6 protein-coding genes are annotated in these 16,882 nt (G+C 60.8%); 3 read left to right on the top strand and 3 right to left on the bottom strand.

Annotation, left to right across the window (positions count from 1 at the left end; genetic code table 11):
* The coding region (locus tag ACIQ2A_RS22050) for a beta strand repeat-containing protein (protein ID WP_398483389.1) at window positions 1–10,493 on the bottom strand (10,493 nt) is incomplete at its 3' end.
* Between ACIQ2A_RS22050 and ACIQ2A_RS22045 the strand changes: the two genes are divergently transcribed.
* Both ACIQ2A_RS22045 and ACIQ2A_RS22040 read left to right on the top strand, forming a co-directional pair.
* Complete coding sequence (locus ACIQ2A_RS22045) at window positions 10,492–10,668, top strand: hypothetical protein (protein WP_398483387.1); 177 nt, start codon at window positions 10,492–10,494, stop codon at window positions 10,666–10,668. The genes ACIQ2A_RS22050 and ACIQ2A_RS22045 overlap by 2 nt on opposite strands.
* A 422-nt stretch (window positions 10,669–11,090) precedes the next feature.
* A complete protein-coding gene (locus tag ACIQ2A_RS22040; protein ID WP_398483385.1) occupies window positions 11,091–13,211 on the top strand; it encodes a tetratricopeptide repeat protein in 2,121 nt (706 codons plus the stop codon).
* A 50-nt stretch (window positions 13,212–13,261) separates the two neighbouring features.
* Here the strand turns inward: ACIQ2A_RS22040 and ACIQ2A_RS22035 are convergent, their stop codons facing one another.
* On the bottom strand, window positions 13,262–14,188 hold the full coding sequence (locus ACIQ2A_RS22035; protein WP_398483383.1) for a LysR substrate-binding domain-containing protein: 927 nt from the start codon (window positions 14,186–14,188) through the stop codon (window positions 13,262–13,264).
* Window positions 14,189–14,284: 96 nt separating this feature from the next.
* Between ACIQ2A_RS22035 and ACIQ2A_RS22030 the strand changes: the two genes are divergently transcribed.
* On the top strand, window positions 14,285–15,433 hold the full coding sequence (locus ACIQ2A_RS22030; RefSeq protein WP_398483381.1) for an acyl-CoA dehydrogenase family protein: 1,149 nt from the start codon (window positions 14,285–14,287) through the stop codon (window positions 15,431–15,433).
* A gap of 746 nt (window positions 15,434–16,179) precedes the next feature.
* Here ACIQ2A_RS22030 and ACIQ2A_RS22025 read toward each other — a convergent pair.
* Window positions 16,180–16,882 (bottom strand): primase C-terminal domain-containing protein (locus ACIQ2A_RS22025; protein WP_398483378.1); only part of this gene is annotated, 703 nt, incomplete at its 5' end.

The raw sequence follows: 16,882 nt of genomic DNA, 5'->3' as shown, positions 1-16,882 counted from the left end.
CCTTCAAACTGGTTGAAATTGCCATTGCTGCCGATATTGAGAGCCCCCGCGGTGCCGAAGGTGGAGGCGTCATAGGTGTCCGCGAAATTGGTGCCGCTGACGCCTTCGATGGAGCGCAGGGTGTCGGTGCCATTGGAAGCATCGCCGACGACAATGCCGGCGCCCATATTCACGGCGACTGCGCCTGTCGTGAACGAGATGTTTTCGTAGGCCGCGATATCGAAGCCTCCGCCGCCGTCGATTATGTCATTGCCAGCCAGCCCGGTGAACGTCTCGGTGCTGGATGTGTTGCCGCTGCCGGTGATGATGTCGTCGAACATCGATCCCATCACGGCATTGACACCGGTAAAGGTGTCATGGCCGACCGAGGCGTCACCATTGGCATTGCCCGTGGCGATGTTCACCGTCACACCGGCCGTCGCATTGCTGAAGGCAAGGCGCGTATTGCCGTTACCGGTGATGGTGTCGTCACCGCCATTGCCGGTGAACTCGTTGAAGGTGCCGTTGGAGCCGGCGTTGGTGCTGGTGCCGCTGAAGCCCGTCGCCACATAGGTGTCTGCGAAGTTAGTGCCGCGAATGGCTTCGATGGAGCGCAGCGTATCCGTGCCGATCGAGCTGTCCCCGACAACCGTGCCCGCCGCCATGTTGACGGTGATACCGGAGGTCGTCGCTGGGTCGTTGTTGTAATCGGCGCGGTCGAAGCCGCCGCGACCGTTGAACGTATCGTTGCCGCCGCGACCGTCGAATACCTCGACGGTTCCTGCGCCATTGTTGCTGCCGTTCAGCGTGTCCGCATATTGCGAGCCGATGATGCCGATGAAACCGTTGCCGACCAGCGTATCCGTGCCTACCGATGCATCGCCGGTGGCCATTTTGGTCTGCAGATCCACCGTGACGCCTGCGGTTGCGCTGACATAGGAGATGCGGGTCAGCAGCGCGCCTTGGCTATTGGTGGTGCTGATAATGGTGTCGTTGCCGCCGCCGCCTTCGAATTCGTTGAGGCCGATCGGGGTTCCCGGCGTCGCGCTGTCGCCAACGAAACCGGTCGAGTCATAGGTATCGGCGAAATTTGTGCCGACGATGCCTTCGATATTCACCAGCGTGTCGGTGCCTACGCCCGCGGCCGATCCATTGACCGTCCCCGATGCGAGGTTGAAGCTGATACCCGCCGTGGCATCCGTATAGACGGCGCGGTCGAAGCCGGCACCGCCGTCGAGCGTGTCGTTGCCAGCAAGTCCCTGCAGCCGGTCGTTGCCGCCAAGGCCCTGGATCTGATCGTCACCGGATGTGCCGATCAGCACGTCCGCGCCCGCCGTCCCGACGATCACGGAGCCGCTCGACACATTGATGGTGAAGGTCTTGTCGAAGGTCAGGCCGCTGGAGTCCGTATCGCGTATCACGATCTGCTGCGGTCCTGCCGACAGCGCGCCGGCCACGACAAGATTGCCATTGGAAATGGCAAATGCACCACCAGCATTGTTCACCAGCGAGAATGCGGCCGTGTCGCCGGCATCGGGATCGAGGAACGACAGCGCGCCGACCACCGTCCCGGCGGCCGAACCCTGGCTGACATTGGCATTGGACAGTGTGATGTTCGTGGGCGCCTCGTTGACATTCGTGATCGCGAGGTGGAACGCGGTTGCGGCATCGGGCGAGACATGGTTCGTGGCGGCCGCGTCATTGACCAGTACATTCACGTCATAGGCGGTCTTTGACTCGAAATTGGCTCCGCCGAGGAAATGCAGTTCCGGGCCATTGGCAACGGTGACAATGGCGAATGCCGCCGCGTCCGCGCCGCTCAGCGACAGCGTGTTGCTGCCGAGTGCATCGTCGGCCACGACGATATCGGCAACCTTGATATTGCCGCCATTCTCCGGCGTCGATGTCACCTGGTTCGAGAGTGTGACGGCGGTCGGTGCCTCATTGACGTCGGTTACATTGATGGTGAACGTCTTGTCGAATGACAGACCTCCGGCGTCGGTGGCTCGCACCGTCACCTGCTGGGTCGCCGCCGCCTCGTAATCGAGCGCGCCATTGACCTTGAGGTTGCCTGCCCCGTCGATCGAGAAGCGGCCGCCAGCATCATTCAGCAAAGTGAAATGATCGACATCGCCCGCATCGGGATCGGTCGCCGTCAGATGCCCCACGATAGTGCCGACAGGGCTGTTCTCGGCCACGCTGGTCGCGGACAGCGCGATGCCGGTCGGCGCTTCGTTGACCTCCGTCACGGCGATGCTGAAATTCTTGTCGTAAGTCAACCCGCCGGAATCGGTCACCCGGATAGTGATGGCTTCGGCCTGGGTGGTTTCGAAGTCGATCGGGCCGGCAACGACGAGATTGCCGTTGACGATGGCGACCGCGCCGCCAGCATTGTTGATCAGGCTAAAGGTCGCGCTGTCGCCCGCGTCGGAATCGGTCGCAGACAGCGCGCCGATCACGGTGCCGACCGCACTGTTTTCAACCACGGTATTGCCGGACAGAGTGATATCTGTGGGAGCGTGATCGACGCCGATCGTGATGAAATTGGAGTCCATCAGGGAGCCGTTCAGGCCATTGAGGAACATCTGCATGTCCCCGGCACCGATCACGCCATCGCCGTTGACGTCGATCTGCAGCATGTTGCCGTTGAGGATCGCTTCGGACTGGCCACCGCCATCCAGCGTTCCGTTCGCTGCAAAATGAATGCTGCTGGCCAGCCCGGCGACATGATCGAAAATGAAGGCGTCCTGTGCCGCGACAAAACCATTGATCGTGTCGCCGCCGCCGAGCACGGCGGAGTCGGCGGTGCTCGCGAAGCGAATATTGGTGATGCCGGTGCCGGCGGTGATCCAGTCTTGGCCGAGCCCGCCAGTGATCGTGGTGACGCCGGCCGTGCCGGCAACAACCATAGTGTCGTTGCCATTACCGCCGATGATCGTATCGACATTGCTGATGGTGACGTTGTTGCCGCCATCGGCAAGCGTCACGCTATCGTTGCCCCCACCGAGATTGATCGCCGATCCGTAAACCTGATTCTGCAGGACCAGGTGATCGTCGGAGGCGGTGCCATTGATCTGCTGGACGTTATAAACGGTCAGCGCATTGGTGCCGGCTGCAAGATTGAGCGTATTATTGCCCTGCTGCAGGTTCACCGTCACGCCGCTGACCGTGTTCAACAGGGTCAACGTATCGTCCGAAGCTGCGGCACTGCCCCCGAAATAGTCCGCCGTACCAATGTTTTCGACATTGGCGCTGCTAATTGCATTGGTTCCGCTGGCGAGCACCAGGGTGTCGTTGCCGGCGCCGAGATCGACGGCAAGGCCGCTGACAGCGTTGTTCAGCACCACGATATTATCCGAGGCGTCGCCTGCGAGATGCTCGGTATTGAGCAGGCTGAAGCTCGAATAGGATCCGGCGACCGACACCGTGTCATTGCCGCTGCCCATGTCGATGACCATGTCATTCGACATGGTGCTTACGCCATTGTTCAGAATCAGAGTGTCGTCCGATGCCGAGCCGTTGACGTTATTGACGCTGTAGAGATTGGCGAACGTGTTGGTGCCGGCAGCGAGATTGAGCGTATTGATGCCGAGACCGAGATTGACGGTGATGCCGCTGACATTGTTCAGCAGGGTCAGTGTGTCGTTGGAAGCTGCGGCAAAATCGCCGGCCTGGACCGATTCGATATTGCTCACACTTATCGCGTTGAAGCCGTTGGCAAGCACGAGGGTGTCATTACCAGCGCCAAGATCGAGCGCAAGGCCGTTCGCATTGTTGTTGAGCAAGAGAATATCGTTACCGGCGCTGCCATTCACTTTCTCGACGCCGACCAAAGTGAGATTGTAGCTACCGGTCTGGCCGAGATTGATCGTATCGTTGCTACCGGCGCCAAGATTGATCTGATGGCCGGACAAATTGAGCCCGATGGTGACGAAGTCGTTGGCCGAACCGGTCAGGACATTGAGCGGATTGGCAACAGAGCCGAATGAGAAACGGTTGTCAGACAGATTGATCGGATTGGCGACGCTGCCGGAGACAAGCAGGTCAGACTGCTCGCTGAATTGCGCGACCTCGATATTGGTCAATGTGTCCGTACCGTCGCGGCCGACGACCGTGTCGGCCACCTGCACCTGACCTGCGCCAGGGCTGTTGAACGTGATATTGTAAGCCGAACGCGCGCCGCTGAAGACGGCGATGTCGGCCCCCGCGCCGCCATCGATGGCATCGTTACCGCTGCCGCCAATGAGAGTGTTGTTGCCAGCATCGCCCGTGAGGCTATCGCCGAAGGCCGAGCCGACGACGCTGTTCACGCCGGTGAAGCTGTCGGTACCGACGGAGGCGTCTCCGGTCGCGGTGCCGGTGGCTAGATTGACGGTTACGCCAGCAGTGGCACTGTTATAGATCAGGCGCGTGTTGCCGTTGCCGATGATCGTATCATTGCCACCGAGGCCTTCGAACTGGTTGAAGGTCCCGTTATTTCCGACGTTGAGCGCACCAGCTACGCCATAGCCCGTGGCATTGTAGGTGTCGGCATTAATCGTGCCCTGGATACCCTCGATCGAGCGGATCGTATCGACACCATTGGTGGCGTCGCCGGTAACGATGCCGGCGGCCATCTGAACCTGGATGGAGCCCGTCGTATAGGTCAGGTTGCTGTACTGCGCGATATCGAAGCCGCCACGGCCATCGATGTAATCGTTGCCGGCAAGCCCCTGGAAGATGTTATTGTTGGCATCGCCCAGCAACGTGTCGTCGAACATCGATCCCATGACCGCGTTGACGCCGGAGAATGTGTCCGTGCCCACATTGGCGATATCGCCGGCATCCGTGCCACGCGCGGTGCCGAGCGCCATATCCACGGTAACGCCAGCAAGCGATTGGGAATACTGAATCCTCGTATTGCCGTTGCCGATGATCAGGTCGTTACCGCCCTGCCCGTCGAAATTGTTGAAGGTGCCGTTCGAGCCCGCATTGGCGCTGGTGCCGCTGAATCCGGTCGCATCATAGACATCGGCGAAATTGGTGCCGCGCACGCCTTCAACGGAGAGCAGCGCGTCGGTGCCGATCGTGGCGTCACCGGTGACGGTCCCCGCGGCAAGATGCACCGTGATTCCGGTTTTGGTGTTCGGATCGTTATTGTAGATGGCGAAATCATAGCCGCCGCGGCCGTTGATCAAGTCGTTGCCTGCGCGGCCTTCGAATTGCTCGAAAGTCCCGTTCGGATTGTTGCTGCCGAGCAGCACGTCATCGAATGACGAGCCCAGCACGCCGCTGACATTGGTGAATGTATCGGTGCCGACATTCGCCACATCCCCCGCGGCCGTGCCGTGCCCATTGCCTGCTGCCAGATCGACGGTGACGCCGGCCGCTGCATCGATATAGGAAATGCGGGTCAGGTTTTGACCGGAAGCATTCACCGTTCCGATGATGGTGTCGTTGCCGGCACCACCCTGGAATTCGTTGAACCCGACCGGTCGCCCCGGATCGCCGCTCCAATCCGTGAAGCCAGCGGCGTTGTATGTGTCGTTATAAGCGCTGCCGGTGACGAGCTCGATCCCGACCAGCGTATCGTTGCCGATGCCGGCATCGCCGGAAATCCCGTGCACGGTGCCGGCCGTGAGATCGACAGCCACGCCGCCGGTCGCATCCGCATAACTGGCACGATCAAGCCCGCGGCCGCCGTCCAGGCGATCGTCGCCGGCGCCGCCGATCAGGACGTCATTGCCGGCGTTGCCGTAAAGCAAGTCATTGCCCGCGCCACCATAAATCGTGTCGTTGCCATCCAGGCCATCGATCGCGTCATTGCCTGCACCGCCCATAATGGTGTCGGCGCCGAGCGTGCCGACCAGCGCCAGCCCGGTCACGCCGACCGGCGCACTGGCGACCGATTGCGCCAATGCGCTGCCGCTGGTCTGGGCCTGCAGTGCCGAGACTTGGTCCGTGTCGGTGAAATCGGTGGCGGCGAGCTGCGTGGTCGTCGAGCCCTGCGCCACCACCGCGGCCTTCACGATATTCGTGACGTCGCTGCCAGCGCCCTGAATGCTGCCATTCGCTGCCGACACGACATTGGTCACGGCCGCCACCGCATTGGCATCGACGCCGGAGCTGGAGACGATGCTGCCGACCGTCGATGTGTCGCTCAGATTGATCGCCGCCGGCGTCGATGCCGTGGCACTGCTGGAAACTGCGCTCGCAATGGCGCCGAAGACGCTGCTGCTATCGGCTCCGACCGCAGAGACCTGCGTCACGGTGCTTTGCACCTGGATGCCGGCGGACAGGATCGCCGCGGCAGCCGGGTCTCCGCGCACCGCATCGGCGACGGGATCGTAAGTGGAGAGGTTTTTCGACGGGTCGAGACCGAACGCGATGGCAACCTGACTGGCAGCATCGGCCGCCGTCACCGAATGATCGGCGCTCGCTGCTACGATGGCTGCAATCAACGTCGTCAACGGAGTAACGACGGTCGAGCCTTCCGGCGCCTTCAGCACGCCGGTGAATCTCAGATTAGTCGAGATGTCGATTCCGCCGGTCATGACCAGCGGACCGGTTCCTCCATTCAGCGTGAAGCTGCCATCTGCTGCCGTCGTCGTGTGGACTTCCAGCACGCCGGTCGTCGGATCGATATCGAGTACGCCATTGTGGTTGGCGTCGGCGAACACGGTGGCACCAGCGATATAGCCGTCGATCGCAAGGCCCGTGATCTCGTTGTCATTCGGATGAATGGTGACGGCAATATCGGCGCTGGTCGAAGCCGTCGCCGCTCCGTCGTTGGAGTAAGCGGTGACATGCAGGGCGAAGCTCCCGGGCTTTGCCGATCCCGCCGTGGGAATGAGCTGCAATCCCGACAGGTCGGACGGATTGACGAACCAGGTCGAGCCGTCGTCCGACACGGAGCCATGATTGAGCGTGTAGCCCGAGGGAACGCCAGCGATGCCCACGGTTAATGTGCTGCCGGCATCGACCAGGCCGGCCGAGATCGTCAGAGATGTCGGCGTATCGTCCACGCCCGCCGCCGCCCCGCCGACACTGAGTGTCGGCGCATGCTGGATGCCATGCGCGTTGAACGTCACGTTCTGCTGCGTGCCATCGAGCGCGGTGACGGTGAACGTATCGACATGCGTATCGGTCGGGCCGACCGCGGCGCTGACGGCGCTGTTCGCCACCGAATAGACATAGCTGCCATCGGCATGCATGGTCAGCGAACCGAGATTGCCGTCCGCCCCCGATACAACGGTCTGGAACGACGCCTGGCCCTGGTCCACATCCGAGATGGAAATCGTGCCGCTCGCGGTCAGGTTTCCTCCGACGATGCCGGTGTCTTCGGTGACGTCTTGCTGGCTCGGCACACCAATCACGGCTGCATCGTTGGCGCCATGGATGGTGAAAGATAGCGTCTTCGGCGTTCCGTCGAAGGAGGTGACGGTGAAGGTCTCTACCTTGGTGTCGCCGGCTCCCAGATTCTGGACGGCGCTGTTGGCGACCGAATAGGTGTAGGCGCCATTCGTCGCCAGCGTGAGCGAACCGATATTGCCAGCGGCACTGATTACACTGGTCTGGAACGAATTCTGGTTCAGATCGGCATCCGTGATCGACAGCGTACCCGACGCCGTCAGATTGCCGTTATCGACCGCGACATCTTCGGTGACGTCATGAACCAGCGCATCGCCGATGACGGCAGCGTCGTTGGTGCCATGAATCGTGAAGCTGACCTGCTTGGTGGTGCCATCCTGGGACGTGATGGTGAAGCTATCGACCTTGCTCTGACCGGCACCGAGATACTGCACCGCGCTATTTGCGACCGAATAGACATAGTGGCCGTCAGCCTGCATCGCGAGCGTGCCGAGATTGCCCGACGTCGTTCCCACCGCGGTTTGGAAGCTGTTCTGGCCGGCGTCCGGATCAGAAATGGAAATCGTGCCTGCGGCAGTCAAGGTCGTTGCGGTGTCCTCGGTCACATCCGCGGGGTCGGGATTGCCGATCACGGCCGCACGGTTGACCGAGCCACCGTGGATAGTGAAGCTCACGACCTTCGTGGTGCCGTCAAGCGACGTCACGGTAAAACTATCGACCTTGGTGCTGGTAGCGCTGAGATTCTGGACCGCGCTGCTGGCTACCGAATAAGTATAGCTGCCGTCGCTTGCCAATTGCAGGCTGCCGAGATTGCCGGACGCTGCCTTGACGGTGGTCTTGAAGGCGGCTTCGCCTTGATCCGCATCGGTGATGCCGATGGAGCCCGTCGCAGTCAGTGTGGCGACGCCGGCGGTCTTGTAGACGTCGCGATTCAAAGGATCGCTGATCACCGCCGCATCGTTGATGCCGTGAACCGTGAAGCTGATCTGCTTGCTGGTACCGTCCAGCGACGCGATGGTGAAAGTATCGACCTTGGTGGCACCGGCGCCGAGATATTGCGTGGCGCTGTTGGCCACGGAGTACGTATAGGCACCGTTCGAGGCCAGCGCGAGCGTGCCGAGATTGCCCGATGCCGCGACGACCGATGTCTGGAACGCAGCCTGGTTCTGATCGGCATCCGAGATCGAGATCGTGCCGGAGGCGGTGAGCGTCGGATTCTTGGCGTCTTCCGTCACATCCCGCACGGTGGGATTGCCGATGACGGCGGCATCGTTGGTGCCGTGGACGGCAAAGCTGATCTGCTTGCTGGTGCCATCCAGCGACGAGACGGTGAAGGTATCGACCTTGATGTCGCCGGCACCGAGATACTGCGCCGACGCATCGGCCAGCCAATAGGTGTAATGCCCGTCCAGCGACAGGATGAGACGCCCGATATTGCCGCTTGCTGACACGACAGACGTCTTGAAGCCCGCTTCGCCCTGGTCGATATCCGTGATCGAGATGATGCCGCTCGCCGACAGGATCGGCTTCGTCGCGTCTTCCGTGATATCGACAAGCGTCGGCGTTCCGATCGTCGCCGCGTCATTGATCCCGTGGATGGTGAAGCTGACCTGCTTCGCCGTCCCGTCAAACGACTTGATGGTGAACGTATCGACCTTGGTCGCCCCGTCACCGAGATATTGGACCGCACTGTTGTCCACCGCATAGGTGTAATGCCCATCAGCGGTGATGGTGAGGCTGCCGAGATTGCCGGCCGCAGCAGTGACCGCGGTCTGGAACGACGACTGGCCGAGATCGGCATCGCTCACCGTGATCACGCCGCTGGCGGTCAGTGTCGTGGATGTCGTGCTCTGGGTGACGTCGTGAGACTGCAACGCCCCGATCACCGCGACGTCGTTGGTGCCGTGGATCGTGAAGCTGACCTGCTTGCTAGTCCCGTCCAGCGCATAAATCGTGAATTGCTCGGTCTTCGCCTCGCCGGCACCGAGATACTGGACAGCGGCGTTAGCGACCGTGTAGCTGTAGCTGCCCGAGCTTGTGATGGTCAGAGAGCCGAGATTTCCGCTGTCCGATGTCACCGTCGTCTGGAATTTGGCCTCGCCAGCATCCAGGTCAAAAATCGAAATCACGCCGCTGGCGCGCAGGGACGGATTACGGGCGTCTTCGATCAGATCGACGACATTGGGCGTGCCGATCACGGCAGCATCATTGATGCCCTGGATCGTGAACGACACCTGCTTGCTGGTGCCATCGAGCGAGGTCACCGTGAACGTGTCGATCTTGGTCGCGCCGAGCCCAAGATATTGCGTGGCGCTATTGGCCACCGAATAGACATAGCTGCCGTCGCTCGACAGGGTCAGCGTGCCCAGATTACCGCTCGACGATTTCACCACGGTCTGGAATGCCGCCTGACCCTGGTCGGCGTCCGAGATCAAAATCGTGCCCCTCGCGGTCAGCGTCGTGGCGCTGTTATCCTCGGTCACCGCGCTGACGGTCGGCACTCCGATCACGGCAGCATCGTTCTTGCCGTGGATGGTGAACGCCACCTGCTTGGTCGTTCCATCAAGCGAGGTCACCGTAAAGGTTTCGACCTTGATCTCATTGGCACCGAGATACTGCACGGCGGCATTGGCGACCGAATAGGTGTAGCTGCCGCTGCTCGAGATGGTCAAGGTACCGAGATTGCCGCCCGCGGAAATCACGGCCGTCGTAAACGCAGCTTGCCCCTGATCGGCATCGCTGATGGAAATCGACCCGCTCGCGGTCAATGTCGGGCTGGTCGCATCCTCGTAAACATCGCGCACGGTCGGCGTGCCGATGACCGCAGCGTCATTGGCACCATGGATGGTAAAAGAGATCTGCTTCGTGGTTCCGTCCAGCGACGTCACCGTGAAGGTATCGGTCTTGGCCAGACCGGCACCAAGATATTGAACGGCGCTATCAGCAACTTGATATGTATAGGTCCCGTTGGAGGCCAGAACCAAGCGGCCGAGATTGCCCGTCGCGCTGATCACGGATGTCTTGAAGGCCGCCTGCCCGGCATCGAGATCCGAGATCGACAGCACCCCGCTGACTGACAGCGTCGGCTTCGTCGCATCCTCATAGACGTCATGAAGGGTCGGATCGCCGATGATTGCAGCGTGGTTCGTTGTGATGGCGGCCATGAACGTGGTCTCCGACTATCGCGTCAATGATGGGAGAAAATTGCCGCCGCAAAGCAGCATGAACCGGCAGGCCCTGGGCCATCCGGTACGGCGATTTGAAAATGGATTGCATGTGAATGGGCGAGCGGAATGCGCGATCGTGCACGCGCACGCCGCGGCTTCGCGAGAACTGTAGCGATATCAGCCACGGGGGAGCCCCCCTCGCTGGCCTTACGCGGATCTTGAGACATTCCCCGGCCCCTCTCGCCAATGCTCTTGCGAGCTATGGCATGCCCGGACCTTCGCCATGGGGGCGTGAAGGGAGCGCAAAAGAAACGTCAAAACGCTAACTAATTGTTCAATATATTGTTGCTCGCACACACCGAGGCGTTAGGATCGACGCAATTATTGCCTTTTTAATTTCTCGGACGCCGACTCCATTGCGGTCGATTGTCCACCATTCGTTTGCAGGTCGCCGTGCGTTTACGATTACTCGGGCGGTTCAGTGTCAGCCCTTCGACGCCAGACGGGGCCCCTATCCGGTTTTCAGCGCGCAAGACGCGAGCGCTGCTGGCTTATCTCGCGATGGTCCCGGAGCACACGGCAAGCCGCGAGGAATTGGCAGCACTTCTATGGGGTGACTGTTCCGATCAGCAGGCCCGGCAGAGCCTGCGCCAGGCTTTGGCCGTGCTGCGCAAGGAAATCGGCAATCCCGCATTCCTCGCCGCGGAAGGTGATCTGATTCGCTTCAATGTGGCGGATTGGACCGCCGATATCTGGGATTTCGAGGCGTTTGCCCGCTCGGCTGATCCTGACCACCTCGCTGAGGCCGCCCGGCTATTCACCGGCGATGTGATGGCCGGATTGAACATCGACGAAGACGGATTCCGGGATTGGCTCGGCGTCCAGCGCACGAAATGGCAGAACGCGCTTGGCAGCCTGTGTAACGTGTTCGCCACGCGGCCGGAATTGGTCAGTGACCCTCACCTCGCTATCGCAACGATCGATCGGCTGCTCGGTTTCGACCCGCTGCGCGAGGACTGGCAACGCCTCGCTATCATCTGTTCAGCGCGCTATAGCGGCAAGGCCGAAGCCCTGCGTCGCGCCGCCCAATTTGCGGAAGCGTTGAAAAGCGAACTCGGCGTCGCCCCGGAGCGCGAGACACGGGAGCTGCTCGAGCAAATCCGTAGCCAGGAGACCGCTCCACACGCGGCGCCGCCAGTGATCGAAACAGTACCGACACCGCCTTCGATTACCGTCGTCGCACCGGATCTCCACACGCCAGAGCCAGAGATCGCTCTTACGGCAATTCCAATACCGTCCCCCGACGCATCCGCGCCCAGGCGACGATGGAAGCGACCATCCGGCACGGCAATCTTGCGCGGGGCGATTGCAGCCGTCGCCATCATCGCCGCCGTGATCGCCATCGAAGTAGATGATCTCGATCCGATCAAACCTTTGTTTGGCGCCATCGGAACGCATGATCCCCGTACCGCCCAGTTGGACTCCTGGCGGTCCCCAGCGGATCGCGCGCAAACGCAGGCCAAGAGCGATCTCATTCCGATCGCGATCTTGCCTTTCGCGGTGGTCGGAGGCGGAGACGATACGCTGCAATTGCGTGCGGACATGCTGACCGATGACCTCACTATCATGATGTCGCGCCTGCCTTCGTTCCGCGTCATTTCGCGACAGACGGCGCGTAGTTTCCAGGGACAGGTTCAGGACGTCGCCAGGATCGGAACGGAACTGCAGGTGCGCTACATCCTCGAAGGCAGCGTCCGCCTTCAGGAGGACCTGCTTCGCGTGAATGTCGAATTGATCAATCCGGTCACGCGCCAGGTAATCTGGAGCGATCGCGTCGATCGCGACGGGACCGACCGGCAGGGCGTCCGTGACGAGATCGTGGGTCGCATTGCCCGCGAGCTGCAATTCGACCTCATGCCCATCGAGGGCTTGCGCCTGAGCAAGAATGTCGATGCCGGCGCGCTCGCCTATCGCGGCTGGGCCGCGATGAGCGCCATCGATGCTGGCAGCTACAGCCAGGCCCTCGGCCTTTTTCAGCAGGCGCTGCAACGCGAGCCGCAGAACCTCTCGGCACAGATCGGATTGGGCGCCTATCACGCACGCATGGGCGCGCAGATGTTCGACAACGACTCCACCGGACATCGCAAGGAAGCGATCCGCATCCTGCGCCAAATTTTGAAAGACGCGCCGGATTCCAGCAGCGCGCATTATTATCTTGGACTGGCGCTCAACAAGCTGCCGACGCTGCCGGAGTCGATGGAGCATCTGCGGCGGACAATCGAGATCAATCCGAGCGACGCAAGCGCCTATGGCCAGATCGGCAACGGCCTGATCCGCTCCGGCAAGCCGGCGGAAGGGCTCGATTATGTCCGCTACGCCATGCGCCTCAGTCCGCGCGATCCGGTGATGCCCGTCTGGCTCGAATTCGCCGGCAATGCCGAACTCGAACGCGGCGATTACAACGCGGCGATCGCCTACTTCCAGCGATCGGCCACGCTCAGCCCAACCTATCCGCGCGCTTTGGCGGGCCTTGTTGCAGCCTATGCCCTGCAGGGACAAAAGGAAGCATCCGAACGTTTGGCCGAGAAATTGAAGCAGCTCGCGCCCAAGCTCGATGCCAACCAGTTGGTCAAGCAATTCGGCCGCCAAGACGGTTCACGCCTGCATGCAGGCCTCGAGGTCGCACTGGCACCGCACAACGCGCCTCTGCCGTGATGCGCGATAGTTGGAAGTCCGCTTTGCGCCAGAAGCGGTCATGGAAACGTTCAGGTCAATTGATCGCGGGGCTGGCTTATTGCCCTACACGTCCAATCGACAAAGGCCTCGATTGCTTTCTCCTTGGGGTTGGGGAGTCGATAAGTGGCGTAGAATGCATAGCCGGGAAGTGTGATCTTCGACACCGGCAGCAGTGCTCTCTGTCTCAGCTCCGGTTCCACAAGAACATTACTGCAGATAGCAACCCCCTGCCCATCGATAGCAGCCTGAATAGCGTGCAATTCTTCCTGAAACCTCAGCTCGGTCATCGACGCTAAATCTGGCATTATTTTGCGACCGCGGCCGGCAACTGCTTGCCAGCGACGCCAGGTCGGCGCCAAAGTGTCGGTTGCCGGCCAATCAGTATCGATCAGCGGAAGCTCGGCCAGTTCTGCCGGTTGGAGTGGCAATCTCCTCCCCCTCAAAAGTTTAGGGTTGGCAACGACAAAGAAAACATCTCGAACCAATTCGACCGAAGCCAGCGCGTTAGGAGGCGTCCGCGCATAACGAATCGCAACGTCAGCTTCTCCGGCCGCAAGATCAAGGACGTTGTCCGTACCGATGATCTCGATTTTCAAGCGGGGATGGCTCAAACGCCATTCGGTCAACCGCGGGAGTAACCACCGCGCAGCAAATGCATTCGTCGCAGTGATCCGCAATTTGCCAGCGCTTCCGGTCCGCACCGTTGCCAGTCCCTCGGCGAACAGTTCAAAGCCTCCGTACACAGATGGAAAAAGCTGCTGCCCTGCTTCGGTCATAGCCAGCGGCCGCGGCTGACGCCTGAAGAGCTTTTTCCCGCAGTGCTCTTCCAGCAATCTGATCTGGTGACTGACCGCCGTTGGCGTGAGCCCGAGCTCTGCCGCAGCTTGCTTGAAACTCAGCAAACGCGCCGCTGCCTCGAAAGCCCGCAGCTCGGCCAAAGGTGGCAATTTGCGCATCCGGTTCACTTGGATGAATGTGGTTCATCTTCGGGTGAATTGTTCCTGGTTGCAATGCTTATCGACCTGAAGTCGAGTGGGCCGAACGGAGGGATCATGCTCAAGAGTGATAACGATCGGGCTGTTCAAAGCATTGCTTCTGTCAAGGGCCTCGCCCCGCTTGTCGCCGCAAATCGCGATGCGTTCGACCGCGATCGACGCATACCCGACAAAGTATTCAAGGCTTTGGCCGACGCGCATCTCTTCAGGCTGTGGCTGCCGGCCGAATTGGGGGGCCCCCAATGTTCACCACTCGACTTCATGGACATCGTCGAGACAGCAGCCGCGCTTGACGGTTCGGTCGGATGGCTCATTGGTAACGGTGCCGGCATGAGCCGAGCCGCCGGCTATCTGGACGCATCGGTCGCCCGAGAATGGTTCTCAGACCCCTACGCATTTATCGTCGGTGCCACTGGCGCCGTAGGTGCAGCGGTCGCCTGCCCAGGCGGTTACCGGGTAAACGGGCGATGGCCATTCGGCAGCGGTTCGCATCACGCCACCCGTTTCATGGGTGTCTGCAATGTCTCTGATCAGAACGGAGGCCAACCGCTGTCAATCTGCTGCTATTTTTCGCGCGACGAGGTCACCGTCGACGACAACTGGAATGTTTCGGGATTGCGGGGCACGGGAAGCTGCGACTTCGAGGTGCGAAACGTATTTGTCCCGAGCGAACACACCCATCCGCTTTTCAATACTGTTCCCACAGCTCAAGGCAGCATCTACAGGTTGCCCGCCATGTCGGCGTTTCCCTGGACCGTGTCGGTGGTCCCACTTGGGATAGCACGCGGCCTGATTGACGCATTCATCGCTCTGACGACGGCAAAGACCCGCGCTGGCGTGGCGCAGCGTGACCGCGAGACCGTGCAGCTTTCGCTTGGTCGGGCTTCGGCCTTGCATGGCTCAGGGCGCGCTTATCTTGTCTCGACGATGACAGAGCTATTGAATTCTCTGGATGGCAATGTTGACCAATTGATAAACGCGCGCATCGCGTTTCGCCTCGCCTGCACAAATGCAGGAGAAGCCGCGTTGCGGATCGCAGAGATCGTGGCTTCCGAAGGCGGCGCTGCCTCGATCTTTCAGTCCGGAACCATCGAACGATCGATCCGTGACATACAAGCCGCGACTAAGCACATTGCGATGAACGCAAACAGCTACGTCTTCGCCGGGCGGCACGCGCTCGGGCTTGACCCGGGTCCAAGGTTCTAGAACTCAGCGTCGTATCGGCCAACTTCTTGCGGATGGTGAGATTGTCCGCTTTGCGCCAAACACGGACCTCCACTCAAATTGGAACAGCTCAAATAGTCGTACGCCGCAAATTGAGATTGCTCGGCGGCCAAACAGGTTACTGATGATGTCGCCACTCGCTTGCTCGATAGACAGCGAATGTGCGACCGACTTCATTTGTCGCAGCGTTTCCACTCGCAGTCCTGTGAAAGGATACGCGGGAGGCGATGATTAGTCGGTTGCGCTCCGTCTGCTGCATGAGGCAGCGGTGCCGGGTGAGCTTCGGCGCACGAAATGGACATCCGCGTCAGGATTGCGACAAGGAAGTTTTCGTCCGGCGCCTTAAGGCATGCGGCCGCCGCAGCCAACCGTTCGACGTGGTGGCGCATGTTCTTCATGGGCGGCAACCATGTTTGAAAACGAGTTTTTCGGCTTCGCAGGTTTCCGCTTTAGCGCCGTCCCAATTGCGCGCCTGCCTACAGTTCCAACGTTTTCGCCGTCGGAAGGTTTTTCGGTCCTTTCGTGCGAACCGGCCGAAAATTCCGGCCGCCCCAAAAAAAGTTGTGCGCGTGCGACCCCAAGCGGTGGCGGTCCCCTTCGGTCTTTGGGAACTTGACGGGGGGTGGGTGGCACCCGCCGTCGTCTGCCTGCCCGCGGTATGCGAGAGGCTCGCAGATCGGGCTTCGGCTGCGAATGTCCTATTCTGTCTAAGCACTAATAGCTGGGGGCTAGGAGGCAGAGGGAGTGTAGTATTGCTGGTCATTTTCGACCACCCGATGAGACGGCCACGCGTAGTTTGTCGGTCCCGACCTGATCCCAGCTCTTTTTATCGGCACGATGCGCCCTTCCTCCTCGAGGACGGTTCTGGCGCTCGCCAGGCGCTTGCGCGGCCAACCACCGCCCGGCATCGATGGCGCCATGGCGTTGGCGACGACGAACTCGTTGCGGTCGAAGTTGTGCCGACGAAGGTATGTCAGCAGCACGAACGCGTCAGGCGACTTCCCCATGAGGTCATCGACGTCGCCGTGTGAAACAGGAACCACTGACACAACGAACCGATCGTTGATCCAATTGAGTCCGCGCTCTTCGTATCTCCAAGCTGATTGAACCACTTTCTCGACCTCCCATTGCGCGAGCGGCGGCTCGCAGACGGTATTCTCGGCCAACGCCATCTCAAGAAGCGCCGCCGGGCCATCGCATCGACGCGCCATGGCCATGCAGCGCCGCCAGAGCGTGGTGTTTCTGAGACCTTCCTCAATGCCGCGACGTTGCGGCAATCGCGCTTCGCGCGCCGCTGAAGGCTGCAGAAGCCCCTGAAGCGCCGGTAGGTCGTTCAGATCGTCCAATCCACCCTGAACGAACTGGTACGGCCCGTAGGAGCCTTTTGAAGGCGGAGCGACAACGAAGCCTCCCCCAAGAATGTCGATCGGC

This window comes from Tardiphaga sp. (assembly GCF_044336785.1).
Taxonomy (GTDB): domain Bacteria; phylum Pseudomonadota; class Alphaproteobacteria; order Rhizobiales; family Xanthobacteraceae; genus Tardiphaga.
The sequence above is the reverse complement of the archived record's forward strand: the minus strand, read 5'-3'. Positions and strand labels throughout refer to the sequence as shown.